The organism is Pseudomonas sp. BF-R-24, assembly GCF_019947335.1.
GTDB lineage: Bacteria > Pseudomonadota > Gammaproteobacteria > Pseudomonadales > Pseudomonadaceae > Aquipseudomonas > Aquipseudomonas jessenii.
Genome location: NZ_JAGYGG010000036.1, coordinates 1 through 25,763, shown reverse-complemented (window position 1 = coordinate 25,763; position 25,763 = coordinate 1). Strand labels below are relative to the sequence as shown.

17 protein-coding genes are annotated in these 25,763 nt (G+C 60.9%); 8 read left to right on the top strand and 9 right to left on the bottom strand.

Going from position 1 to position 25,763, the window contains the following annotated elements:
• Window positions 1-232: 232 nt before the first annotated feature.
• Window positions 233-808 carry an ANTAR domain-containing response regulator gene (locus KGA98_RS22945; protein ID WP_090454048.1) on the bottom strand — a complete coding sequence of 192 codons (576 nt, stop codon included), beginning with the start codon at window positions 806-808 and terminating at the stop codon, window positions 233-235.
• 15 nt (window positions 809-823) lie between these two features.
• Window positions 824-2,035, bottom strand: coding sequence for a CmpA/NrtA family ABC transporter substrate-binding protein (locus KGA98_RS22940; RefSeq protein WP_223503993.1), 1,212 nt, complete (start codon window positions 2,033-2,035; stop codon window positions 824-826).
• Window positions 2,036-2,263: 228 nt separating this feature from the next.
• Here KGA98_RS22940 and KGA98_RS22935 point away from each other — a divergent pair, with 228 nt between their 5' ends.
• On the top strand, window positions 2,264-3,283 hold the full coding sequence (locus KGA98_RS22935) for a quinone-dependent dihydroorotate dehydrogenase (RefSeq protein ID WP_090454050.1): 1,020 nt from the start codon (window positions 2,264-2,266) through the stop codon (window positions 3,281-3,283).
• A 249-nt stretch (window positions 3,284-3,532) separates the two neighbouring features.
• Here KGA98_RS22935 and rmf read toward each other — a convergent pair whose 3' ends face one another.
• Complete coding sequence (gene rmf, locus KGA98_RS22930; protein ID WP_003223300.1) at window positions 3,533-3,748, bottom strand: ribosome modulation factor; 216 nt, start codon at window positions 3,746-3,748, stop codon at window positions 3,533-3,535.
• 530 nt (window positions 3,749-4,278) lie between these two features.
• Here rmf and rlmKL point away from each other — a divergent pair.
• Window positions 4,279-6,549 (top strand): bifunctional 23S rRNA (guanine(2069)-N(7))-methyltransferase RlmK/23S rRNA (guanine(2445)-N(2))-methyltransferase RlmL, encoded by a 2,271-nt coding sequence (gene rlmKL, locus KGA98_RS22925; protein WP_223503991.1) that lies wholly within the window; start codon window positions 4,279-4,281, stop codon window positions 6,547-6,549.
• 210 nt (window positions 6,550-6,759) lie between these two features.
• Window positions 6,760-9,159, top strand: a complete 2,400-nt coding sequence (locus KGA98_RS22920) for a diguanylate cyclase (protein ID WP_223503989.1) — start codon at window positions 6,760-6,762, stop codon at window positions 9,157-9,159.
• Window positions 9,160-9,280: 121 nt separating this feature from the next.
• Here KGA98_RS22920 and dacB read toward each other — a convergent pair whose 3' ends face one another.
• Entirely contained in the window at window positions 9,281-10,741 is a 1,461-nt protein-coding gene (gene dacB / locus KGA98_RS22915; protein ID WP_223503987.1) for a D-alanyl-D-alanine carboxypeptidase/D-alanyl-D-alanine-endopeptidase, read from the bottom strand.
• Window positions 10,742-10,975: 234 nt separating this feature from the next.
• Here dacB and KGA98_RS22910 point away from each other — a divergent pair, with 234 nt between their 5' ends.
• A complete protein-coding gene (locus KGA98_RS22910; protein ID WP_007971486.1) occupies window positions 10,976-11,320 on the top strand; it encodes a YggL family protein in 345 nt (114 codons plus the stop codon).
• A gap of 112 nt (window positions 11,321-11,432) precedes the next feature.
• Here KGA98_RS22910 and KGA98_RS22905 read toward each other — a convergent pair whose 3' ends face one another.
• Complete coding sequence (locus KGA98_RS22905; RefSeq protein WP_223503985.1) at window positions 11,433-12,647, bottom strand: benzoate/H(+) symporter BenE family transporter; 1,215 nt, start codon at window positions 12,645-12,647, stop codon at window positions 11,433-11,435.
• 326 nt (window positions 12,648-12,973) lie between these two features.
• On the opposite strand from KGA98_RS22905, the gene KGA98_RS22900 reads away from it, so the two are divergent.
• Entirely contained in the window at window positions 12,974-13,738 is a 765-nt protein-coding gene (locus KGA98_RS22900) for a GntR family transcriptional regulator (RefSeq protein ID WP_008050187.1), read from the top strand.
• Between the two features lie 164 nt (window positions 13,739-13,902).
• Here KGA98_RS22900 and guaD read toward each other — a convergent pair whose 3' ends face one another.
• The 4 genes from guaD to xdhA all read right to left on the bottom strand — a co-directional run bounded on the left by guaD (window position 13,903) and on the right by xdhA (window position 20,022).
• A complete protein-coding gene (guaD, locus tag KGA98_RS22895; protein ID WP_223503984.1) occupies window positions 13,903-15,207 on the bottom strand; it encodes a guanine deaminase in 1,305 nt (434 codons plus the stop codon).
• 8 nt (window positions 15,208-15,215) lie between these two features.
• Window positions 15,216-16,058 (bottom strand): xanthine dehydrogenase accessory protein XdhC, encoded by an 843-nt coding sequence (gene xdhC / locus KGA98_RS22890; RefSeq protein WP_223503982.1) that lies wholly within the window; start codon window positions 16,056-16,058, stop codon window positions 15,216-15,218.
• A gap of 117 nt (window positions 16,059-16,175) precedes the next feature.
• Entirely contained in the window at window positions 16,176-18,575 is a 2,400-nt protein-coding gene (xdhB, locus tag KGA98_RS22885; RefSeq protein WP_223503980.1) for a xanthine dehydrogenase molybdopterin binding subunit, read from the bottom strand.
• The gene (gene xdhA, locus KGA98_RS22880) at window positions 18,568-20,022 is read right to left on the bottom strand and encodes a xanthine dehydrogenase small subunit (protein ID WP_057715687.1); all 1,455 of its coding nucleotides are present in this window, start codon (window positions 20,020-20,022) and stop codon (window positions 18,568-18,570) included. Before xdhA ends, xdhB begins: the two co-directional genes overlap by 8 nt.
• Window positions 20,023-20,299: 277 nt before the next feature.
• Between xdhA and KGA98_RS22875 the strand changes: the two genes are divergently transcribed.
• From KGA98_RS22875 to zipA, 3 genes are all read left to right on the top strand, one after another.
• Complete coding sequence (locus KGA98_RS22875) at window positions 20,300-20,959, top strand: GntR family transcriptional regulator (protein WP_057715686.1); 660 nt, start codon at window positions 20,300-20,302, stop codon at window positions 20,957-20,959.
• Between the two features lie 2 nt (window positions 20,960-20,961).
• Complete coding sequence (smc, locus tag KGA98_RS22870; RefSeq protein WP_154946549.1) at window positions 20,962-24,450, top strand: chromosome segregation protein SMC; 3,489 nt, start codon at window positions 20,962-20,964, stop codon at window positions 24,448-24,450.
• A gap of 257 nt (window positions 24,451-24,707) precedes the next feature.
• Window positions 24,708-25,562, top strand: coding sequence for a cell division protein ZipA (zipA, locus tag KGA98_RS22865; RefSeq protein WP_008050196.1), 855 nt, complete (start codon window positions 24,708-24,710; stop codon window positions 25,560-25,562).
• Window positions 25,563-25,763: the final 201 nt, after the last annotated feature.

Here is a 25,763-nt window from a genome sequence, read left to right as displayed (position 1 = left end):
GCCGCTACCCGATCCGCCAAGGGCAAATGAGGTGAGCGACGTCTTTGTCGTAGGTGGGGCAACCGCCGTTGGTTACCTGTGGTGATTACTTAGCGAGATCTGTGCCAACACTCGAAATCGAGTTGCTGCCATTCGCGAGCAGGCTCGCTCCCACAAGGGAATGGCGTCGAACACAAACCACCTGTGGGAGCGAGCCTGCTCGCGATGGCGCCCTTACAAGCGCCACTGGACTTCAGCCGAGCAACTCGCTCATGGCAATAATCTGCTCCGCCACTTGAATCAGCTTCTGCTGGCGGCTCATCGCCTGGCGGCGCATCAGTGTGTAGGCCTCTTCCTCGTTGCAGTCCTTCATTTTCATCAGCAGTCCCTTGGCCAGTTCAATGCGCTTGCGCTCGGCCAATTGCTGGTCGCGGGCATGCAGTTGGGCACGCAAGGCCTGATCGCTTTCGAAGCGTGCCATGGCCACATCGAGAATCGGCTGCAGGCGTTGTGCGTGAATGCCTTCGACGATGTAGGCGCTGACACCGGACTTGATCGCCTGTCGCATCACATCGGGGTCGTGTTCGTCCGTGAACATCACAATCGGTCGTGGCTGGTCGCGAGTCACCAGCACCACTTGTTCCATGACATCGCGGCCCGGTGACTCGGTATCGATCAGAATCACATCCGGACGCACCGTTTCGACGCGTTCGGGCAGGTCGATGGTCAGGCCGGATTCATCGATCACTTCGAATCCGGCCTCGGTCAGGGCGGCCCTCAGGCGTCCGACTTTTTTAGCGGTGTCATTGATCAGCAGGATACGCAGCATGTTCATGGTCTCCTGTCAGCGGCTGGCGGATCGGTGCGAGCTGTCGCTCATGGCGTGCAGTTTGAAACTGCGGGCATAACCGGCCGGGTCCGAACCGTCCCAGGTCTTGCCGTCGATCAACTGACTGCTGCGCATCTCCTTGCCCCGTGCCGCGACCCCTACAGCGCTGGCCGCTTCACGATATAAGTCTAGTTGCTGGACTTGACGGGCCACGGCGAGGTAATTCGGGTCGTCGCGCAACAAACCCCAGCGACGGAACTGGGTCATGAACCACATGCCATCGGACAGGTACGGCAGATTGACCTCGCCTTCACCGTGGAAGCGCAGGGCGTGTGGGTCTTGCCAGCGATTGCCCAGACCATCGACATAGTCGCCCAGCAGGCGCGGCTCGATGCACTCCAGCGGCGCATCGAGGTATTGCGCTGCACTGAGCAATTGCGCGGTGCTGCGACGATTTTCGCTGCTTTCTTCGATGAAGCGACTGGCCTCCAGAATCGCCATCACCAACGCGCGGGCAGTGTTGGGGTATTGCTCGACGAAGGCGCGGGTGCAGCCCAGGACCTTTTCCGGATGATCGGGCCAGATGGTCTGGGTCGTAGCCAAGGTGAAGCCGAGGTCCTGTTGCACGGCGCTGGCGGACCAGGGTTCGCCGACGCAGAGCCCGTCGATACGCCCGGCCCGCAGGTGCGCGACCATTTGCGGCGGCGGCACCACCACGCTGTCGACATCCAGCAGCGGGTGAATGCCCTGGCTGGCGAGCCAGTAATACAACCACATGGCGTGGGTGCCGGTTGGAAACGTCTGGGCGAAGGTGAATTTTGAGCGAGTTTGGTGCACGTGCCGTTCCAGTGCTTCAGGACTGGTCACTCCAAGCGCTTGCAAACCACGGGACAGGTTGATGCTCTGGCCGTTCTGATTCAGGCCCATCAGCACGGCCATGTCGGTCGCGGCCACGCCACCGATGCCCAGGTGAACGGCGTAAACCAGACCGTAGAGGCTGTGGGCGGCATCGAGTTCGCCGCTGACCAGTTTGTCCCGCAGGTTGGCCCAGGACGACTGACGCTTGAGGTTCAGGGTCAAGCCATGGGGTTGGGCGAAGCCCTGGGTGGCGGCGACAACTACCGAGGCGCAGTCGCTCAGAGCCATGAAGCCGAGATTGATTTCGGTTTTTTCCGGGGCATCGCTGCCATTGACCCAGGCCAGAGGGCCGGCTGATGGTTCGTTCATCGCGTGTTCACCTTGCAAAAAAAACGTCGTCCCGAGTTCTTGCATGAGCAGGTCGGGGACGACGCCATTGTCTTTGCACACATTCGGTCGTTGGCATGGGTGCTGGTGCCCAGAGTGGTGCAAGGCATATGCCATTATCCGTTGATTTGATCACGCGCCTCGCTTGCCACCCCGTTGCCCGGCTATAATCGCCGCCTCAATTCGCCGCCAATCGAGTCAAATCCGCCCATGTACACCCTGGCCCGTCAGCTGTTGTTCAAACTCTCCCCGGAAACCTCCCACGATCTGTCCCTGGACCTGATCGGCGCGGGCGGGCGTCTTGGGCTCAACGGCTTGCTGTGCAAGGCCCCGGCGAAGACGCCGGTGAATGTCATGGGCCTGGACTTCCCGAATCCGGTGGGGCTGGCCGCCGGCCTGGACAAGAACGGCGCGGCCATCGATGGTTTCGCCCAACTGGGTTTCGGTTTTGTCGAAATCGGCACCATCACGCCGCGTCCGCAGCCGGGCAACCCGAAGCCACGCCTGTTCCGTCTGCCGGAAGCCGAGGCGATCATCAATCGCATGGGGTTCAACAACCTCGGCGTCGATCACCTGCTGGCCCGCGTGGCGGCGGCCAAATACAAGGGCGTGCTGGGCATCAACATCGGCAAGAACTTCGATACGCCGGTCGAGCGTGCCGTGGATGACTACCTGATCTGCCTGGACAAGGTCTACGCCCACGCCAGCTATGTGACGGTCAACGTCAGCTCGCCGAACACACCGGGCCTGCGCAGCCTGCAATTCGGTGACTCGCTCAAGCAGTTGCTGGCCGATCTGGCCGAGCGTCGCGCGGAACTGGCATTGCGTCATGGCAAGCATGTACCGCTGGCGATCAAGATCGCGCCGGACATGAGCGACGAAGAAACCGCACAAGTTGCGCAAGCGCTGATCGAAACCGGGATGGATGCGGTCATTGCGACTAACACCACCCTGAGCCGTGTAGGCGTCGAAGGCATGGAGCACGGCGAAGAAGCCGGTGGTCTGTCCGGCGCGCCGGTTCGCGACAAGAGCACCCACACCGTGAAAGTGCTGGCATCGGAGCTGGGTGGTCGGCTGCCGATCATCGCTGCCGGCGGTATTACCGAAGGCAAGCACGCAGCGGAGAAAATCACCGCGGGCGCGAGCCTGGTGCAGATCTACTCGGGCTTCATCTACAAAGGCCCGGCGCTGATTCGTGAGTCGGTAGACGCCATCGCAGCCCTGCGCTGATCCCTTGTAGGAGCGAGCCTGCTCGCGAAGGACTCGAGAACACCGCGTGTTTCCAGAAAGCACGCGTTATCGTTGACGTCCATCGCGAGCAGGCTCGCTCCTACAGGGGGATTGTTCCGGGCCAATGAGCAGGCATAAAAAAGGGCCCCTTTAAAGGAGCCCCTGGGCCGGAGCCCGCCGTCCGGATGGGACGTGCATGGTTAATTCAGTACAAATCAGATTGTCGTGTCGGAGTGTTCTGCCCTGTAATTAGCCGACGGCGTGAAGTTCGTTGAGTCTGTGGATTCCCGCAGTGCCGGTCATACCGTCCCAGTTGTCGCCGCGTCCTTCTCGCCAGCCGTTAATCCAGGCTTGACGTACCGACGGTAGAGTAAATGGGCAAAGCTCACGGGATTTACCACCAACGCCATATTGATATCCGCGCAAAAATGCTCTTTCCAACGGATCACGCTTAAGTCTTCTCATAGGGTGTTGCCCTCACTTGTTGACTGTATTTATCGCGTCGACCTCTATTGAGGTCTGGCAGAAAAACTCTGCCGTTGGGGGCTCGTTGCCGGCGTGACGAGCCAAGGTGTTGGCGTCATTGCGGCGCCAACCTGTATTGAGTTCTAACCAATGCGTCACATCGAGGGAATGATCGTTTTGTCATAAGGACGTAACCGTTCATGTGCTAACGCCATAAGTAACAGAGCGTTTGTAGCGTATTTATTGGCCAAACCCCGGTATGATCGGCTCTGCGCTGGATGATGGGCTTAATCCTTTAGTGAGAATGGCTCCCGTTGCCGGGAAGCACTATTCGACGAAGGGTCGACTTATGACATTTTGTTGCATCAACTTTTTTATCTGTCCTTGCATCTAAGCTCATTTAACCCGAGCAGCAGGGGTGGAACGGCACACCTTCGTGCCACGCGGGCGCTCTTCGAGAAAAGTGCCTGATTGAAAACCGGACCGGCAATGCGTTGCCCGGTCACTTAGCTAAAGGTTCTGGAATTCCCATGTCCGATCGTTTCGAACTCTTCCTCACTTGCCCAAAAGGCCTTGAAGGCCTGCTCATCGAGGAAGCCGTCGGGCTTGGCCTTGAGGAAGCGCGGGAGCACACCTCTGCCGTACGCGGCATGGCCACCATGGAAACCGCTTATCGCCTGTGCCTGTGGTCGCGCCTGGCCAACCGCGTGCTGCTGGTGCTCAAGCGTTTCCAAATGAAGGACGCCGAAGACCTGTACCACGGCGTGCTGGACATCGAGTGGCAAGACCACATGCTCAATGACGGCACCCTGGCTGTCGAATTCAGCGGCCATGGCTCAGGTATCGACAACACCCACTTCGGCGCGCTGAAGGTCAAGGATGCCATCGTCGACAAACTGCGCACCCCGCAAGGCGACCGTCCGTCCATCGACAAGCTCAACCCGGACCTGCGCATTCACCTGCGCCTGGATCGTGGCGAAGCCATTCTGTCTCTTGACCTGTCCGGTCACAGCCTGCACCAGCGCGGCTATCGCTTGCAGCAAGGTGCGGCGCCGCTCAAGGAAAACCTCGCGGCCGCCATCCTGATCCGTTCCGGCTGGCCCCGTATCGCGGCCGAAGGCGGCGCTCTGGCCGACCCGATGTGCGGCGTCGGCACGTTCCTGGTGGAAGCCGCCATGATCGCCGCCGACATGGCGCCGAACCTGCGTCGCGAGCAGTGGGGCTTCACCGCCTGGCTCGGTCACGTACCGGCGCTGTGGAAAAAACTCCACGAAGAAGCCACCGAACGCGCCGCGGCCGGCCTGGCCAAGCCGCCGCTGTGGATTCGCGGTTACGAAGCCGATCCGCGCCTGATTCAACCGGGCCGCAACAACGTCGAACGTGCTGGCCTCAGTGAATGGATCAAGATCTACCAGGGCGAAGTCGCGACCTTCGAGCCGCGTCCGGACCAGAACCAGAAAGGCCTGGTGATCTGCAACCCACCATACGGCGAGCGTCTGGGCGACGAGGCGAGCCTGCTCTACCTCTACCAGAACCTTGGCGAACGCCTGCGTCAGGCTTGCCTCAACTGGGAAGCCGCGGTGTTCACCGGCGCCCCGGACCTGGGCAAGCGCATGGGCATCCGCAGCCACAAGCAGTATTCATTCTGGAACGGCGCCTTGCCGTGCAAGCTGTTGCTGATCAAGGTGTTGCCGGATCAATTCGTCACCGGCGAGCGTCGTACTCCGGAGCAGCGCCAGGTCGAGCGCGAGCAAGCCGCCTACGATCAGGCGCCGAACGAACCGCAGGAACGCAAGTTCAACAAAAACGGCAACCCGATCAAACCGGCGCCGGCACCGGCTCCAGTGGTCGAGCAGCCGCGCCTGAGCGAAGGCGGGCAGATGTTCGCCAACCGCCTGCAAAAGAACCTCAAGGCCCAGGGCAAGTGGGTCAAGCGTGAAGGCATCGACTGCTACCGCGTGTACGATGCCGACATGCCGGAATACTCCATGGCCATCGACCTGTATCACGATTGGGTGCACGTCCAGGAGTACGTCGCGCCGAAATCAATCGATCCGGAAAAGGCTTCGGCCCGCATGTTTGATGCCCTGGCAGCCATCCCGCAGGCGTTGAACATCGACAAGAGCCGTGTGGTGGTCAAGCGCCGCGAGCGCCAGAGCGGTACCAAGCAGTACGAGCGCCAGGCGGCACAGGGCAAGTTCGTCGAGGTCAATGAGGGTGGCGTGAAGCTGCTGGTGAACCTCACCGACTACCTCGACACCGGTCTGTTCCTCGACCACCGGCCGATGCGCATGCGTATCCAGAAAGAGGCGGCCGGCAAGCGCTTCCTCAATCTGTTCTGCTACACCGCGACGGCCAGTGTGCATGCGGCCAAGGGCGGCGCGCGCAGCACCACCAGTGTTGACCTGTCGAAAACCTATCTGGACTGGGCGCGTCGCAACCTGTCCTTGAACGGTTTCTCCGACAAGAACCGCCTGGAGCAGGGTGATGTGATGGCGTGGCTCGAAGCCAGTCGTGACGAGTACGACATGATCTTCATCGACCCGCCGACGTTCTCCAACTCCAAGCGCATGGAAGGTGTCTTCGACGTGCAGCGCGACCAGGTGCAACTGATCGACCTGGCCATGGCGCGACTGGCGCCCGGCGGCGTGTTGTACTTCTCCAACAACTTCCGCAAGTTTGAACTGGAAGCCAACCTCGGCGAGCGTTATGCAGTCGAGGAGATCACCGCCCAGACCATCGACCCGGATTTTGCCCGCAACGCCAAGATCCATCGCGCCTGGAAAATCACGGCTCGTTGAAGCGTGGATCCACCTGTAGGAGCGAGCTTGCTCGCGATGGTCGACAACGATAACGCGTGCTTTCTGAATGCACGCGGTGTTCTTGAGTCCATCGCGAGCAAGCTCGCTCCTACAGAGTTGTTCAGGGCTGGTCAAATTAGTGGCTAATAGCTATAGCTCAGTTCATGGCCAAAGGGCTTCTCCGCACCTGGCGTTTTGAGTTTGCGTTTTATGTCGTTGCACGCCGTGCGCCCCAAGATCCTGGGAATTATCAGCGAAGATGCCTCGGCCTGGTTGGTCGCGCTGCTGGTATTGCTGGTTGGCGGGGTGCTCACCGGGTTGCTGGCGTGGTCGACGCTGAATCTGTTTCACCATCAATTGCGGCAACGTTTCCAACTGCTGGCCAGTGAACGTTACAGCCGTATCGAAGAGCGTTTCGAAGATCAGGAGCAGCGCCTCGACGGCCTGCGCCGGTTTTTCGCCAATTCCGATTCGGTGTCCCGAGCGGAATTCGACGGCTACACCCAACCTTTGCTGCTGCGAACCCAAGCGTATTCCTATGCCCAGCGGGTCACTCGTGACGAGCGGGTGGCGTTCGAGCGTCGGGTGCGAGACGAGGGCTTGAACAACTTCACCCTGAGAGAGCTCAACGCCGGCGGCCAACTGCAACTGGCCGGCGAACGAGATGAGTACGTGGCGGTGCTGTACAGCCAGACGCAAAGCAAACTCGGCGCTCCCTTCGGTTACGACTTGCTGGCCCAGCCGCTGCGGCGTGCCACGCTCGCTCGGGCCGATCAGCGTGGCGGTATGGCGGTATCGCAACCGATGCATCTGGTGAGTATCGAACCGGCTTATGCGCGCGGCGTGCTGCTGGTCGCGCCGCTCATGCAGCGCAACAGTCAGGACCGCAAATCCACGAAGCCCTACGGTTATGTCATGGCCGTGATCAGCATGCGCCAGTTGTTGGCGGACGGACTGCCGGACGCCAGCCATGACTATCTCTCGGTGCGCATCCTCGATTTGTCGATCGATGACCAGCACGAGGTGCTGTTCGAGTCACCCAACCCGCCGGCCATCAGCGAGCTGTCGGCCACGCGCCTGTTGCGCATGGCCGACCATGACTATCAAGTTGATATCCAGCCCAGCGATGCGTTCGTGAAGGCCAATCATTCCTCCGTGACCAGTGTGGTGGTGTTGGGTGGAATGCTCAGCGTGATGCTCAGTGCCTTGCTGTATGTGTTGGTCAGCCAGCGGCAGCGGGCGTTGAAAATGGTCGAGCAACGTACCCAGGAGCTACGGGATCGAGAGCAGGAGCTGCGCGGCACCCATGGTCAGTTGCGTGGTGTGCTGAATGCCGCCACCCAGGTCGCGATCATCGCCACCGACCTGCGCGGTGTCATCAGCACCTTCAACGCCGGTGCTGAGCAGATGCTTGGCTATACCAGTGCCGAGGTGGTGGGGCATATGACCCTGGAGAGCCTGCACCTGCCCCGGGAGCTGGTCGCTCGCTCGGCAGAGTTGAGCGCACGCTATGGTAAACCGGTGCCGACCTGCCAGGCGATGCTGGTCGAAGGCGACGCGCAGGGCAGCCACGAGGCGCGGGAGTGGACGCTGGTACGTGGCGATGGCAGCCATTTGATAGTCAACATGCTCGCCACGCCAGTGCTCGACGAGCAAGGCCTGTGGGTTGGGCACCTGGCGGTGTGCATCGACATCACCGAACGCAAGCGGGTCCATGAGGCGCTCGCGGCGCGGGATCTGTTGTTGAAGAAACTCAGCGCCCACGTGCCCGGTGGCATCTACCAGTTCAAGATGGAGTTCGACGGGCGTTTCAGCGTGATCTACGCCAGCGACGGCATTCGCGAGATCTACGAGCTGGAACCTGACGTACTGTTGCTCAATGCCGAAGCGATCTTCACCCGGATTCACCCCCAGGACAGCACCCGTGTCCGAGCCTCGATCCGTGCCTCGGCCGACACCCTCAGCCCCTGGCGCGAGGAATACCGCGTGCAATTGCCGCAACGGGGCCTGCGTTGGGTGCGTGGCGAGGCCACGCCAGAGGAACTGCCTGGTGGCGGTGTGCTGTGGCACGGCTACATCTCGGACATTTCCGATAGGAAGCGGGTGGAAGAAGAGTTGCGCGCGTTGTCGGTCACCGATTCCCTGACCGGTATCCACAACCGGCGTTATTTCCAGGAGCGCTTGACCATCGAAATGGCCCGGGTGGAGCGTGGCGGTGGGGATCTGTCGGTGATCATGCTCGATATCGACCATTTCAAGCGCATCAATGACCTGCATGGTCATGCCATCGGTGATCGGGTGTTGCAGGCCGTGTGCCAACGGATCGGCCACCGGCTGCGTCGCACCGATGTGTTCTGCCGCTTGGGCGGTGAGGAGTTCATGGTGCTGTGCCCGGATATCAGCGGTGAACAGGCCTATATGTTGGCCCAGCAATTGTGGCAAGGCCTGCGCAGTTCACCCATTGAAGGTGTCGGTACGGTCACTGCGAGTTTCGGGATTGCCAGTTGGCGGGTCGGGGAGGGCGCCGATGCCTTGCTGTTGCGCGCGGATTCGGGGGTCTATGCGGCGAAGCAGGCAGGGCGGGATCGGGTAGAAGAGGAAATGAACTAGGGTTGCATGCAATCCCTGTGGGAGCGAGCCTGCTCGCGAAAGCGCAGTGTCAGTCGCCATCACTTTGACTGGGCTGACGCTATCGCGAGCAGGCTCGCTCCCACATGGGTTGTGTGGCGCTTTACAGAACCGAAGCCGTCTGCGGCGTTTTCGGTTGGCGGTACAGATCCAGCAGCACCTGATCGAGCACCGACGAGGCGCCGAACGGGGCCTTGTCGTTGAGGATCGCCACCACCGCCCAGGTGTTGCCGTTGACGTCGCGACTGAAACCGGCGATCGCCCGCACGGTGTTCAGGGTGCCGGTCTTGACGTGGGCTTCACCGCGCATCGCAGTGGTCTTCAGGCGTTTGCGCATGGTGCCGTCGGTGCCGGCGATCGGCATCGAACTGATGTATTCGGCGGAATACGGACTGTGCCAGGCAGCTTCCAGCATCGAGGCCATTTCTCGGGCGCTGACACGCTCGGCACGGGACAGGCCGGAGCCGTTCTCCATCACCAGGTGCGGCGCGGTGATGCCCTTTTTCGCCAGCCACTGACGCACGACACGCTGGGCAGCCTTGGCGTCGTCACCATCGGCATCGGTGCGGAAACGTTGGCCCAGGCTCAGGAACAACTGCTGGGCCATGGTGTTGTTACTGTACTTGTTGATGTCGCGGATGATTTCCGCCAGGTCCGGCGAGAACGCCCGGGCCAGGACCTTGGCGTCTTTCGGTGTTGGCGCCAGCACATCCCTGCCCTGAATGCTGCCACCCAGCTCCTTCCAGATCGCGCGGACGGCGCCGGCGGTGTAGGTCGCGTGGTCGAGCAGCGACAGGTAAGTCTGTGAGCTGCAGCCTTCACCCAGTTGGCCGCCGACCGTCACGGTCACGCTGCCGTCGGCCTGTGCCACCGGGTTGTAGCGCACGCCACCGGTGCATTGCTTGGAGTTGAGGGCCTTGACCTGGTTGTCGATGCGGATGCTCGCAATCGGCGGCTCCACCGAGACCAGCACCTTGCCCGAGTCATTGCGCGCGACGAAGCGCAGCGCCTTGAGGTTGACCAGTAGCGAGTCGGGCTTGACCAGGAACGGCTTGTTATCGTCGTTGCCGTCGTCATTGAACTCCGGCAGTTGCGGTTGCACGAAGAAGGTTTTATCCAGCACCAGGTCGCCGGTGACCTGGGTCACGCCGTTGGCACGCAGGTCGCGCATCAGCAGCCAGAGTTTTTCCATGTTCAGCTTCGGATCGCCGCCACCCTTGAGGTAGAGGTTGCCGTTGAGAATGCCGCCACTGAGGGTGCCGTCGGTGTAGAACTCGGTTTTCCACTGGTGGTTCGGGCCGAGCATTTCCAGCGCCGCGTAGGTAGTGACCAGTTTCATGGTCGATGCCGGGTTGACCGACACGTCGGCGTTGAACACCGTCGGGGTGCCTGGGCCGGTGAGCGGGATCATCACCAGCGACAGGGCGTTGTCCTGCAGCTTGCTGGCTTTCAGGGCTTTTTCAACGTTGGGCGACAACGCGGTATTGATTGGAGCGGCGGAAACGTGGAGGGCCAGGGGGAGAAGAAAACCGGCCAACAGCAAAGGACGCAAAGATTTGATCATCTGAAATAAAACCCTACAGCCGAGGGGAAATATAAAGAGGGCATGGAGATAAATTCCCTCAATGGTCATGAAAGTGTCGGCATTATGCCCCAAGGTGTCACGGCTTGTGCCGTGCGCGAGCATCCTGGTCGGCTATTTTTTTACCGACGGTAGGCGTGGTGGCCCAGAGAGTCAGGCAATCGGCGGCTTAAACTGCTAAAGTGCCGCCCGTTATTACTTAAGAGGATTGTTCCAATGGCGACTAACCGTTCCCAGCGTCTGCGCAAAAAACTGTGCGTCGATGAATTTCAAGAGCTGGGTTTCGAACTGAACCTGGATTTCAAAGAAGATTTGGCTGATGAAGCCATTGATGCTTTCCTCGACGCGTTCCTCAAAGAAGCCATGGAAGCCAACGGTCTGGGTTATGTTGGCGGCGACGACTACGGTCTGGTTTGCCTGCAGAAGCGTGGCTCGGTCAGCGCTGAACAGCGCGCTGCCGTTGAAGCCTGGCTCAAAGGCCGCACCGAGCTGACCAGCGTTGAAGTCAGCCCGCTGCTGGACGTCTGGTACCCGGAAAAGCCGATCAATCCGGTAGCTTGATGTTCTGAAAAAAACGGCGACCCAAGGGTCGCCGTTTTTTTATGCTTTTTTTGTAGGAGCGAGCTTGCTCGCGATGAACCTGAGAGCGCCGCGGGGTCTCAGGTTTCCAGCGTTATCGTTGACGACCATCGCGAGCAGGCTCGCTCCTACAGTTCAGGATCAGCAGCGTCACCACCCCCGCGACAATCCCCCAGAACGCCGAACCGATGGAAAACAGCGTCAGCCCCGATGCCGTGACCATGAAGGTGATCAGCGCCGCTTCACGTTCCTTCACTTCGCTCATGGCGATGCTCAAGCCATTGATGATCGAGCCGAACAGCGCCAGTGCCGCAATCGACAGCACCAGTTCCTTGGGCAGCGCGGCAAACAATGCCGCGAGCGTCGCGCCGAACACGCCGGCAATCCCGTAGAAAATCCCGCACCAGACCGCCGCGGTGTAGCGCTTGTTGCGATCCTCATGGGCGTGGGGCCCGGTGCAGATCGCTGCGCTGATGGCCGCCAGGTTGATCCCGTGGGAACCGAACGGTGCCAACAGTAAACTGGCGATGCCGGTGGTGGTGATCAGCGGCGAGGCGGGTACCGTGTAACCATCGGCGCGCAATACGGCGATGCCGGGCATGTTTTGTGAGGTCATGGCGACGACAAACAGCGGGATGCCGATGCTGATGGTCGCGGCCAGGGAGAAGTGCGGTGTGGTCCAGACCGGCGTGGCCACTTCCAGGTGGAAACCGCTGAAGTCCAGTAACCCCATGAACCCTGACAATGCCGTGCCGATCAGCAATGCCGCCAACACCGCATAGCGCGGCGACAGGCGCTTGACCACCAGATAAGTGACGAACATCCCCAGTACCAGGGCAGTGCGGTGTTGCGCTGCGACGAAAATCTCGCTGCCGATCTTGAACAGGATCCCCGCCAGCAGGGCGGCGGCCAAGGATGCCGGAATCTTTTTCACCAGTCGTTCGAAGCTGCCGGTCAGCCCGCAAATCGTCACCAGCACCGCGCAGGTAATATAGGCACCAATGGCTTCGCCGTAGCTCACGCCGCCCAGGCTGGTGATCAGCAGCGCTGCGCCCGGGGTCGACCAGGCAATGGTGATCGGCGTGCGATAACGCAAGGACAGGCCGATGGAGCACACCGCCATGCCGATGGAAATCGCCCAGATCCACGAAGAAATCTGCCCGCTGCTCAGGCCCGCCGCTTGCCCGGCCTGGAACATCAGCACCAGGGAGCTGGTGTAGCCGGTCATCATGGCGATGAAGCCGGCGACGACGGCCGAGGGCGAGGTGTCGGCCAACGGGCGGATTTGCGTGTGGGTGGCGTCGTTCATGACGGGGATGTTCCTTTTACCTGTAGGAGCGAGCTTGCTCGCGATGGTCGTCAACGATGACGTTGGGGGCCTGACACCCCGTAGCGTCACCGGTTTTTTCGCGAGCAAGCTCGCTCCTACAATGAGTGGGAAATTGCGGGTTCAAGCCTAAACTCAAACGTAAGGGATCATTGCAATACAGCCGAGGCAACATTCAGCCGTACAGTCGTGTTGCCACCCTCCATTGTGTACAATCGCAGTGTTTTTTACGCGATACTTGCCAGCGACCCACTGTGCCGTATTACAGTCACGGTCAATTCGCCGCAGTTCTTCCGACTCGAGTGCCCATGAACGAACAGTTGCAACCCCTAAAGAAACAACCGCGAGCAGGCAAAGCCGGCCGCAGCGGTACCCAGGACGATATTGTCTACGCGCATATCTTCGAGGCCATCCTCGAGCAGCGTCTGGCGCCCGGCACCAAGTTGAGCGAAGAAGCGCTGGGGGAAATTTTCGGGGTCAGCCGCACCATCATTCGCCGCGCCTTGTCGCGCCTGGCCCATGAAGGCGTGGTGCTGCTGCGTCCGAATCGCGGCGCCGTGGTCGCCAGCCCGAGCGTCGAAGAAGCCCGTCAGGTGTTCATGGCTCGCCGTCTGGTCGAGCGTGCGATCACCGAATTGGCGGTTCAGCACGCTACCGCCGAGCAGATTGCCGAGTTGCGCCAGATGGTCAACGATGAACGCGACAGCTTCTCGCGCGGTGATCGCGGTGCCGGTATCCGTCTGTCGGGCGAGTTTCACCTGAAATTGGCCGAAGCGGCGAAAAACGCCCCGTTGATCAGCTTCCAGCGCAGCCTGGTGTCCCAGACGTCGCTGATCATCGCCCAGTACGAAAGCGGCAACCGTTCCCATTGCTCCTACGACGAGCACACCCAGTTGATCGACGCCATCGAAAAGCGCGACGCTGAACTGGCGGTGAACCTGATGATGCATCACATGGATCACATCGACAGCAAACTCAACCTCGACGAGGAAAGTGCGTCGGATGATCTGCATGCGGTGTTCTCGCATTTGCTGCAGACCAAGAAGCCTGGGCGCTCCACTGCGAAACTCTGATCTGTAGGAGCGAGCCTGCTCGCGATGGTCGTTAACGATTACGCGGGAAGCCTGACACCCCGTGGCGCCCTCGGGTTCATCGCGAGCAGGCTCGCTCCTACAGAGGATCAAAAAAATCCCCCGGAATCTGATGATCACGGGGGATTTTTTATGGGCGCAAACTTTTACCGCTGATGCACCAGATTCCCCGCTGCATAGGTCTGCTGCACAGTCCGGTCATCCCCCAGGGTCATCAACACAAACAATGTCTCGGCGATGTTATTGGCCTGCTTCAGTCGATAGCTCAGCAGCGGCGTGGCGTTGTAGTCCAGCACCAGGAAGTCGGCGTCGGTGCCCGGTTGCAGGTTGCCGATCTTGTCTTCCAGGCGCAATGCGCGGGCGCCGCCGAGGGTGGCCAGGTACAGCGACTTGAACGGGCTCAGGCGTGCACCTTGCAGTTGCATGACCTTGTAGGCTTCGTTGAGGGTTTGCAGCAGCGAGAAACTGGTGCCGCCACCCACATCGGTGCCGATACCGACATTGAGCTTGTGCTTCTCGGCCATCGGCAGGTTGAACAGGCCGCTGCCGAGGAAGAAGTTCGAGGTCGGGCAGAACGAGATGGCCGAACCTGTTTCTGCCAGTCGCGCGCACTCGTCATCGCACAGGTGCACACCGTGGGCGAACACTGAGCGCTCGCCGAGCAACTGGTAGTGATCGTAGACGTCCAGGTAACCCTTGCGCTCCGGGAAAAGCTCCTTGACCCACTCGATTTCCTTGAGGTTTTCGCTGATGTGGGTCTGCATGTACAGATCCGGGTATTCGGTCAGCAGCTGGCCGGCCAGGGTTAGCTGTTCCGGGGTGCTGGTCGGTGCGAAGCGTGGGGTGACCGCGTAGTGCAGGCGACCCTTGCCGTGCCAGCGCTCGATCAGCGCCTTGCTTTCGACGTAGCTGGATTCGGCGGTGTCGGTCAGGTAGTCCGGGGCGTTGCGGTCCATCATCACCTTGCCGGCGATCATCCGCAGGTCGAGCTGCTCGGCCGCTTCGAAGAACGAGTTCACCGATTGCGGGTGCACGCTGCCGAATACCAGCGCAGTGGTGGTGCCGTTGCGCAGCAGTTCCTTGATGAAAATGTCCGCGACCTGGTCGGCGTGGGCCTTGTCGGCGAACTGGCTTTCGCACGGGAAGGTGTAGGTGTTGAGCCAGTCCAGCAGTTGCTCGCCATAGGCGCCGACCATGCCGGTTTGCGGCAGGTGGATGTGGGTGTCGATGAAGCCGGGGGTGATCAGTGCATCCTGGTAGTGGGTGATTTCGACGTCAGCCGGCAGGGTCGGCAGCAGTTCGCTGGCGTGACCGAGGGCGCTGATCTGGCCGTTATCCACAACCAGCAAGCCGTCTTCGAAATACTCGTAGGAGGCTTCGATGCCCACGATGGCTGGGTCGGCGATGCTGTGCAGGATGGCGGCGCGGTAGGCTTTGCGAGTCAGAGGCATGAGAATTCTCAGTTGGAGGCTTGGCTGCGGCGTGAGGCAGGCAGCAGTTTGGCAATCGATCCGGCGCTGGAGGTTTGCTGGCCGAAATTGGCGTTGTAGGTGGCGATGATTTCGCCGGCGATGGAGATGGCGATTTCCACAGGCAACTTGCCTTTGACCTCGCCGATGCCCATCGGGCAGCGCATGCGTTGCACGACGCTGTTGTCGAAACCGCGGTCGCGCAGGCGATGTTCGAACTTCACCCGTTTGGTCTTCGAACCGATCAGGCCGAAGTAGGCGAAATCGTTGCGCTTGAGGATCGCAGCGGTCAGTTCGAGGTCGAGTTGATGGTTGTGGGTCATCACGATGTAGTAGCTGCCGGCCGGCAGATCATCGATTTCATCCACCGGTTCTTCGCTGACGATCTTGCGCACGCCATGGGGGATCTGCTCGGGGAATTCATCCTCCCGCGAATCGATCCAGCGCACCCGGCAAGGTAGGCTGGCCAGCAGTGGCACCAGGGCGCGGCCGACGTGGCCGGCACCGAACACGGCGATCTGCGCTTGAACCTGGCCCATCGGTTCGAACAGCAAAACGGTCGCGCCACCGCAGCACTGGCCGAGGCTGGCGCCGAGGCTGAAGCGCTCCAGATGGGTGTCCTGCTTGCCGCTGGCGAGCATCTCGCGAGCGATCTTCATGGCCTTGTATTCCAGGTGCCCGCCACCGATGGTGTCGAAGCTCTGGTTCGCGCTGATGACCATCTTCGAGCCAGCGTTGCGCGGCGTCGAGCCGAGCTCTTCGATGATGGTAACCAGCACGCAGGGCTCACCCTGGTTTTGCAGGGCGGCGAGGGCGTCGATCCAGTTGTACATAAACACCTCAACATTTCTGTTGTCTGTTCGGGCCTCATCGCGAGCAGGGCTCACTCCTACATTTGGAATGCATTCCCCTGTAGGAGTGAGCCTGCTCGCGATAGGCGCACCTCGGTCCTAGAGCGAAGCCAACTCGGTTTCGGTTTCAACGGCCTTCGCCGCCTTCAGCTGGCGCATCTGCTCACAGCCCCACAACACTCGCTCCGGCGTCGCCGGGGCGTCGATTTTCGGTTGATGCCGGTAATCGCCCAGGCTCGCCACGGCGTCCTTGATCGCACACCACGAGGCGATGCCGAGCATGAACGGCGGCTCGCCCACGGCCTTGGAATGGAACACCGTGTCTTCGGGGTTTTTGCGGTTTTCCACCAGCTTCACCCGCAGGTCCAGCGGCATGTCCGCCACGGCCGGGATCTTGTAGCTGGCCGGGCCGTTGGTCATCAGCTTGCCCTTGTTGTTCCACACCAGCTCTTCCATGGTCAGCCAGCCCATGCCCTGGATGAAACCGCCCTCGACCTGTCCGATGTCGATGGCCGGGTTCAGCGAGGCGCCGACGTCGTGGAGGATGTCGGTGCGCAGCATCTTGTATTCGCCGGTCAGGGTGTCGACCAGCACTTCGCAGCACGCCGCGCCAAAGGCGAAGTAGTAGAACGGACGGCCGCGAGCCTGGCTGCGGTCGTAGTAGATTTTCGGGGTCTTGTAGAAGCCGGTGCTCGACAGCGACACCTGGGCGAAATACGCCTGCTGGATCAGCGCTTCGAAGGTCAGGATGTGATCGCGAACCCGCACGTGGCCGTTGTGGAATTCCACGTCCTCTTCGCTGACCTTGTACTGGCGAGCTGCGAATTCCACCAGGCGTTGCTTGATGGTTTCGGCGGCGTTCTGCGCGGCCTTGCCGTTCAGGTCGGCGCCACTGGAAGCGGCGGTCGGCGAGGTGTTCGGTACTTTGTCGGTGTTGGTCGCGGTGATCTGCACGCGGTCCATTTCCACCTGGAACACTTCGGCCACGACTTGCGCGACCTTGGTGTTCAGGCCCTGGCCCATTTCGGTGCCACCGTGGTTCAGGTGGATGCTGCCGTCGGTGTAGACGTGCACCAGGGCACCGGCCTGGTTGAGGAAGCTGGCGGTGAAGGAAATACCGAATTTCACCGGGGTCAGTGCCAGGCCTTTTTTCAGGATCGGGCTGTTGGCGTTGTAGCGACGGATCGCTTCGCGGCGCTCGGCGTATTGGCTGCTTTCTTCCAGTTCCGCGGTCATCTCTTCGAGCATGTTGTGCTCGACGGTCTGGTAGTAGTGGGTGACGTTGCGCTCGGTCTTGCCGTAGTAGTTGGCCTTGCGCACGGCCAGCGGGTCGAGGGCCAGATGGCGAGAGATGGCATCCATCACTTCTTCGATGGCGACCATGCCTTGCGGGCCACCGAAGCCACGGTAAGCGGTGTTCGAGGCGGTGTTGGTCTTGCAGCGGTGACCGTTGATGGTCGCATCGCCCAGGTAGTACGAGTTGTCCGAGTGGAACATCGCGCGGTCGACGATCGACGCCGACAGGTCAGGGGAGCAACCGCAGTTGCCGGCCAGTTCCAGGTTGATGCCGTGCAGGCGCCCGGTGCTGTCGAAGCCCACGTCGTACTCGACATAGAACGGGTGGCGCTTGCCGGTCATCAGCATGTCTTCGACCCGTGGCAGACGCATCTTGGTCGGTTGACCGGTGAGGTGCGCGATCACCGCGCACAGGCATGCCGGGCTCGCGGCTTGAGTTTCTTTACCACCGAAACCACCGCCCATGCGGCGCATGTCGACAACGATCTTGTTCATCGACACGTCCAGCACTTCGGCCACCAGTTTCTGCACTTCGGTGGGGTTCTGCGTGGAACAGTAGACGATCATGCCGCCGTCTTCGGTCGGCATCACCGAAGAGATCTGGGTTTCCAGGTAGAAGTGTTCCTGGCCACCAATGTGCAGCGTGCCCTGGATGCGATGTTCGGCAGTGGCCAGCGCCGTGGCCGAATCGCCGCGTTTGTGGGTGTGGCTGTCGAGTACGAAGTGGCGTTTGCGCAGGGCTTCGACCACGTCCAGCACAGGCTCCAGGTCTTCGTATTCGATGATCGCGGCCATCGCCGCCTTGCGCGCGGTTTCCAGATCTTTCGCCGCCACGGCGATCACCGGTTGACCGACGAATTGCACGGTATCGATCGCCAGCAGCGGATCGCCCGGCAGCAACGGACCGATGTCCTTCAGGCCTGGCACGTCTTCGTGGGTGATGGCGATGCGCACGCCTTCAAAGGCGTAGCAGGGCGAAGTGTCGATGCTGATGATCCGGGCGTGGGCACGGTCCGACATGCGCGCATAAACGTGCAACTGGTTCGGAAACTCCAGGCGGTCGTCGATGTATTGCGCTTCACCGGCCACATGCTTGGCGGCGCTGTCGTGCTTGACGCTGCGGCCGACACCGGTGGTCAGGTCCTTGGCGAACAGTTCAGCCAATTCGGCTTGGGTCTTCTCTACGGCGTGATGATTAGACATAAGCGGTCACCCGAGTCTCGATGTGCGGTGTTTGCAGTTCGATGAAGTATTTGCGCAGCAGGTTCTGTGCGCTGAGCAGGCGATATTCCTTGCTGGCGCGGAAGTCCGAGAGCGGCGTGAAATCTTCGGCCAGGGCAGCGCAGGCGCGTTCGACAGTGGCGTTGTTGAATGGCGAGCCGAGCAATGCGGCTTCGCAGGCAGCGGCGCGTTTCGGGATGGCGGCCATGCCACCGAAGGCGACGCGGGCTTCAGCGACGACGCCGTTTTCCAGGCGAATGTTGAAGGCGGCGCAGACTGCCGAGATGTCATCGTCCAGGCGCTTGGAAACCTTGTAGGCGCGGAACAGTTTTTCGACGCTGGCGCGGGGCACGATGATCTTCTCGATGAACTCGCTTTCCTGGCGCGCAGTGACACGGTAATCGATGAAGTAATCTTCCAGCGCCAGGGTACGGCGGGTTTCGCCTTTGCACAGCACGATTTGCGCGCCGAGGGCGATCAGCAGGGGTGGTGAGTCACCAATCGGCGAGGCGTTGCCGATGTTGCCGCCCAGGGTGCCCTGGTTGCGGATCTGCAAGGACGCGAAGCGGTGCAGCAATTCACCGAAGTCCGGGTACTCGGCGTTCAAGGCCTCGTAGCAATCGGACAGGGACGTGGCGGCGCCGATTTCCAGGCGATCGTCAAAGCGGTCGATGCGCTTCATCTCGGCGACGTTGCCGACGTAGATCATCACCGGCAGGGTGCGGTGGAACTGCGTGACTTCCAGCGCAAGGTCAGTACCGCCGGCCAGCAGGCGGGCCTGTGGATAAGCGTCGTAGAGGTCGGCCAGGTCGGCCACGGTCAGGGGCACCAGGCAGCGCTTGTCGCCGCTGTTGAGTTCGCCGATATCGGTCGGGGCAATGGCTTTCAGGCGTGCGATGGTGTCGGCCTCGCGGGCGTCGAACTGGTCTGGCTGCTTGGCGCAGCAGGACTGCTCGGCGGCTTCCAGGATCGGCCGGTAGCCGGTGCAACGGCAGAGGTTGCCGGCCAGTGCTTCGTGGGCCTTGGCATGATCCGGTGCATCGCTGTTCTTTTGCAGGGCAAACAGCGACATCACAAAGCCTGGGGTGCAGAAGCCGCATTGCGAGCCGTGGCACTCGACCATGGCTTTCTGCACGCTGTGCAGTTCACCTTTGTGCTTGAGGTCTTCGACGCTGATCAGTTGCTTGCCGTGCAGGGACGACACGAAGGTCAGGCACGAGTTGAGGCTGCGATAGCGAATGTGTTCGCGGCCGTCATCATCGGTCTGCAATTCGCCGACCACCACGGTGCAGGCGCCGCAGTCACCGCTGGCGCAGCCTTCTTTGGTGCCGGGCTTGCCCACATGGTCGCGCAGATAATTGAGCACGGTCAGGTTCGGGTCCAGGGCGTGCTCGCTACGGAGTTCCTGGTTTAGTAAAAACTGGATCACGGAAGGCCTCGCAGACTCATTATTGTTGTTAACCGATAGGAACTGAATTTAGCAGGTCTGACTTTTCGGTCAATGATTTTCTGACTTAAAGGTCAGGAAATTGCAATTTGTCGATTAACCACCTGTTCCTTAATTATTGTCGCTGGTTCGATAGCCTGCTTTTTTGCTTGAATTTGCTTGAATCGTGCCAAAAACCTCCGGGCGGGCACTCCGCCCTGACGCAGCAATTGCGCTACACTGCGCCGCTTGTACAGATCAAAGAGTTTGAAGGACAACCATGACGTTCAAGGCGCCGGACAGCCTCGCCGAGCAAATCGCTCACCACCTCGCCGAACGCATCATTCGCGGCGAAATGAAGCCCGGAGAGCGCATCCAGGAACAGAAGGTCACGCTGGCCCTCAACGTCAGCCGCGGTTCGGTCCGCGAGGCCTTGCTGATCCTCGAGCGTCGGCACCTGATCGCGATCCTGCCGCGACGTGGCGCCCACGTCACCGAGCTCACGCCGCACAAGGTGCAGAGCCTGTGCACGCTGATGAGCGAACTCTATATCCTGCTCGGTAACTCCGTGGCCAGCGGCTGGAAAACCCAGGCCGACATGGCGCCGTTCGTGCAGATCCAGCAACGCCTGACTGCCAGCTACGAGCGTCAGGACATCCGCACTTTCGTCGACGACAGCTTCAACGTGATGCGCGCCGCGTACCCGTTCGCCAACAACCCGTACTTGCAGGAGACAGTCGAGAATCTGCAGCCGGCCATGAGCCGTGCGTATTTTCTCGCGCTGGAGCAGCGCAAAGCGTCGATGAGCGAATTCCTCGAGCTGTTCGAACGCTTGCTCGCTGCCGTGCTGGCCCGTGACTTTGTGCAGATTCGCGAAGTGCTGACGGCTTACGCCCAGCGCAGTTGCGATCTGGTGATCTCTGCCCTGACGGACGCCTGAGGGTGCGGCTCAAGTGCATCAAGCTGGCGGGGTTCAAATCCTTCGTCGACCCGACCACGGTGAACTTCCCCAGTAACATGGCGGCGGTGGTCGGGCCCAATGGCTGCGGCAAATCGAACATCATCGACGCCGTGCGCTGGGTGATGGGCGAGAGTTCGGCGAAGAACCTGCGCGGCGAATCGATGACCGACGTCATCTTCAACGGCTCCACCAGCCGCAAGCCGGTGAGCCAGGCGAGCATCGAACTGGTGTTCGACAACTCCGACGGCACCTTGCTCGGGGAGTACGCCGCTTATGCGGAAATCTCCATCCGCCGCAAAGTGACCCGCGACAGCCAGACCACCTATTACCTCAACGGCACCAAATGCCGGCGCCGCGACATCACCGACATCTTCCTCGGCACCGGCCTTGGCCCGCGCAGCTATTCGATCATCGAGCAGGGGATGATCTCCAAGCTGATCGAGTCCAAGCCCGAAGACCTGCGCAACTTCATCGAAGAAGCCGCGGGTATCTCCAAGTACAAGGAGCGCCGGCGCGAGACGGAAAACCGCATCCGCCGCACCCACGAGAACCTTGAGCGCCTGACCGACCTGCGCGAAGAGCTTGAGCGTCAGCTCGAACGCTTGCACCGCCAGGCCGAGGCCGCCAAGAAGTATCAGGAATTCAAGGGCGAGGAGCGTCAGCTCAAGGCCCAGCTGTCGGCCCTGCGCTGGCAGGCGCTGAACGATCAGGTCGGCCAGCGTGAAGCGATCATCGGCAACCAGGAAGTTTCTTTCGAAGCCTTGGTGGCCGAACAGCGCAATGCCGACGCAAGCATCGAGCGCCTGCGTGACGGGCACCACGACCTGTCGGAACGCTTCAACCTGGTGCAGGGGCGCTTCTACTCGGTCGGCGGCGACATTGCCCGGGTCGAGCAGAGCATCCAGCACGGTCAGCAGCGTTTGCGCCAGTTGCAGGATGACCTGAAAGAGGCCGAGCGCGCGCGCCTGGAAACCGAATCGCACCTGGGCCACGACCGCACGCTGCTGCTGACCCTCGGCGAAGAGCTGGACATGCTCACCCCGGAGCAGGAAGTCACCAGCGCCGCCGCCGAAGAGGCCGCTGCCGCGCTGGAAGAATCCGAAACCACCATGCACGGCTGGCAAGAGCAGTGGGATACGTTCAACCTCACCGCCGCCGAGCCGCGCCGTCAGGCCGAAGTGCAGCAATCGCGGATCCAGCAGCTGGAAACCAGCCTGGAGCGCTTGGCCGATCGCCAGAAGCGTCTTGGCGAAGAACGCGCCTTGCTCTCGGCGGACCCGGAAGACGCGGCGATCATGGCGCTCAGCGAGCAGCTCGCTGAATCCGAAGCGACGCTCGAGGATTTGCAGACCAGCGAAGAAGCCCAGGTCGAAAAGCTTGAGCAGTTGCGTCAGGAACTGCAGCAAGCGCTGACCGCGCAGCAGCAGGCGCAAGGCGATTTGCAGCGCCTCAACGGTCGGCTGGCTTCACTCGAAGCTTTGCAGCAAGCCGCGCTCGACCCGGGCACCGGTACCGCCGAATGGCTGCGCGAACAGAATCTTGCGAATCGCCCGCGCCTGGCCGAAGGCCTGAAGGTTGAGGCCGGTTGGGAACTGGCGGTGGAAACCGTGCTGGGTGCCGACCTGCAAGCGGTGCTGGTGGACGATTTCAACGATTTCGATCTGTCCGGGTTTGCCCAGGGCGACTTGCGCTTGCTCAGCCCGTCCAGCGATGGCGTACGGGTGCCGGGCAGCCTGCTGGACAAGGTCGAGGCGCAGCTCGATCTGTCGCCATGGCTGGGGCAGGTCAAGCCGGTGGACAGCCTCGAACAGGCCTTGGCCTTGCGCAGTCAATTGGCTGCCGGGCAGAGCCTGATCAGCCGCGACGGTTACTGGGTCGGTCGGCATTTTCTGCGGGTGCGTCGGGCTAGTGAAGCGGAAAGCGGCGTGCTCGCCCGGGGTCAGGAAATCCAGCAACTGGGCCTGGAGCGCGAAGAGCGCGAAGCCGCTGTCGAAACCCTGGAAACCCGACTGCAAAATCTCAGGGCACAGCAGCGTCAGCAGGAGAACGGGCGCGAACATCTGCGCCGTTTGCTGCAGGACGAGGCACGTCAGCAAGGTGAGTTGAAGGCTCAATTGTCTGCCGGCAAGGCCAAGGCCGAACAATTGACCCTGCGCCGTACCCGCCTCGACGAAGAGCTCATCGAACTCGATGAGCAGCGAGCGCTGGAACACGAAAACATCGGCGAAGCGCGCCTGCAATTGCAGGAAGCCCTCGACAGCATGGCGCAGGACACCGAGCAGCGTGAGTTGCTGCTGGCCCAGCGCGACAGCCTGCGTGAGCGTCTGGACCGGGTGCGTCAGGAAGCGCGGCAGCACAAGGATCACGCCCATCAGCTGGCGGTGCGTCTGGGCTCGCTCAAGGCGCAGCATGATTCGACGCGCCAGGCGCTGGAGCGGCTGGAGATGCAGTCCGAGCGTCTGACTGAAAAACGCGAGCAACTGAGCCTCAATCTGGAGGAGGGCGAGGCGCCACTGGAAGAGCTGCGCCTGAAACTCGAGGAGTTGCTCGACAAGCGCATGACCGTCGACGAAGAGCTCAAGACCGCGCAGATCGCCCTCGAAGATGCCGACCGCGAACTGCGCGACGCCGAGAAGCGTCGCAGCCAGGCCGAACAGCAATCCCAGTTGATTCGCAGCCAGCTCGAAACCCAGCGCATGGAATGGCAGGCCCTGACCGTACGCCGCAAGACTTTGCAGGACCAATTGCTGGAAGACGGCTACGATCTCCACGGCGTACTCGCGACACTGACTGCCGAGGCCAGCGAGAAGGAAGCTGAGGAAGAACTCGAGCGCATCGCCGCCAGGATCCAGCGTCTGGGCGCGATCAACCTGGCGGCCATCGATGAGTACCAGCAACAATCGGAGCGTAAACGTTATCTGGATGCGCAGAACGACGATCTGGTGGAAGCCCTTGAAACCCTTGAGAACGTGATTCGCAAGATCGACAAGGAAACCCGCAACCGTTTCAAGGATACCTTTGATCAGATCAATGGCGGTTTACAGGCGCTTTTCCCAAAAGTTTTCGGTGGAGGCCGCGCGTATTTGGAACTGACGGGCGAAGATCTACTCGATACAGGGGTAACAATCATGGCGCAGCCGCCAGGAAAGAAGAACAGCACCATCCATTTGCTCTCCGGCGGCGAAAAGGCCCTGACCGCATTGGCCCTGGTTTTTGCGATCTTCAAGTTGAACCCGGCGCCGTTCTGCATGCTCGATGAGGTTGACGCGCCACTGGATGACGCTAACGTTGGACGCTACGCGCGATTGGTAAAAGAGATGTCACAGACAGTGCAGTTCATCTATATCACCCACAACAAGATCGCCATGGAAATGGCCGAACAACTGATGGGTGTGACGATGCACGAACCCGGTTGTTCACGTCTGGTGGCGGTGGATGTCGAGGAGGCGATGGCGATGGTGGATGCCTGAGTCGGGGTTGTAGGAAGAGTGTTTGCGGCTTGTAGGACTCTTTTCCTGGCTTCGACTTGCTGGCCAATCGACATATTCGCGCTAGCCAACGTGGTAGACGGTGTAAAGTTGCCTTTGGTCGTGCTAGTTTAATGTCAATTTTTCGTATACGTGGGCAAAACGCCTGTCAGAACATAGAGTTGGCGCCACGTTTTAAAGCGGTTTGCAGGTTGTAAACCCCTTATTTTTCAGCATTTTTTATAGAGGCACGGGATTACATGGAAATCGGTCTGCGCGAGTGGCTGATCGTCATCGGCATTATTGTCATTGCCGGTATTCTTTTCGATGGCTGGCGCCGTATGCGCGGCGGCAAGGGAAAACTGAAGTTCCGTCTTGATCGAAGTCTGTCCAACCTGCCGGACGAGGACAGCAGCGCCGAGCTGCTGGGCCCGCCGCGCGTGCTGGACGCACATAAAGAGCCGCAACTGGACGAGCAGGATCTGCCGTCGGTGAGCATGCCGGCCCGGGAGCCTCGCGAGTCGGGCTCCAAACGCGGCAAGCGTGGCCATAGCGAGCCTTCCCAGGGCGACATGAACCTCAGCCTGGATCTGGACGGCGGCCCGAGCTTCAGCAGCCGCGACGACGATTTCCCGGACGACACCAAGTCCGCGCCAGCGGTCAACGACAAGGATCAGCCGCAAGCTGAAGAAGTGCTGGTGATCAGCGTGATCTGCCGCGACGCTGCCGGCTTCAAGGGCCCGGCGCTGTTGCAGAACATTCTGGAGAGCGGTTTGCGTTTCGGCGAGATGGATATTTTCCATCGCCACGAAAGCATGGCCGGCAACGGTGAAGTGCTGTTCTCCATGGCCAACGCCGTCAAGCCTGGCGTATTCGACCTGGACGACATCGACCACTTCAGCACCCCGGCGGTGAGTTTCTTCCTGGGTCTGCCGGGTCCTCGCCATCCGAAGCAAGCCTTCGACGTGATGGTGGCAGCGGCGCGTAAACTGTCCCAGGAGCTCAACGGTGAGCTCAAGGACGACCAGCGCAGCGTGCTGACCGCCCAGACGATCGAGCACTACCGTCAGCGCATTGTCGAGTTCGAACGCCGCGCCCTGACCCAGAAACGTTGATTGAAATGGTTATTCCCACGCGGTGCGCGGGATGATCGGCAAAACAGATTGAGCAGCCTCGGCTGCTCTTTTGCTTGTGCGCCAGGCATGGCGCGTTGCGCGTAAGCGCAACCAGCTTGGCTGTGGTGGCCTCGCTGGTGACTTGGAGGTGAAAGTCCTCTACACACCCGGCAAGGGGAAGTGTTAGCCAGAGGCAAGGGT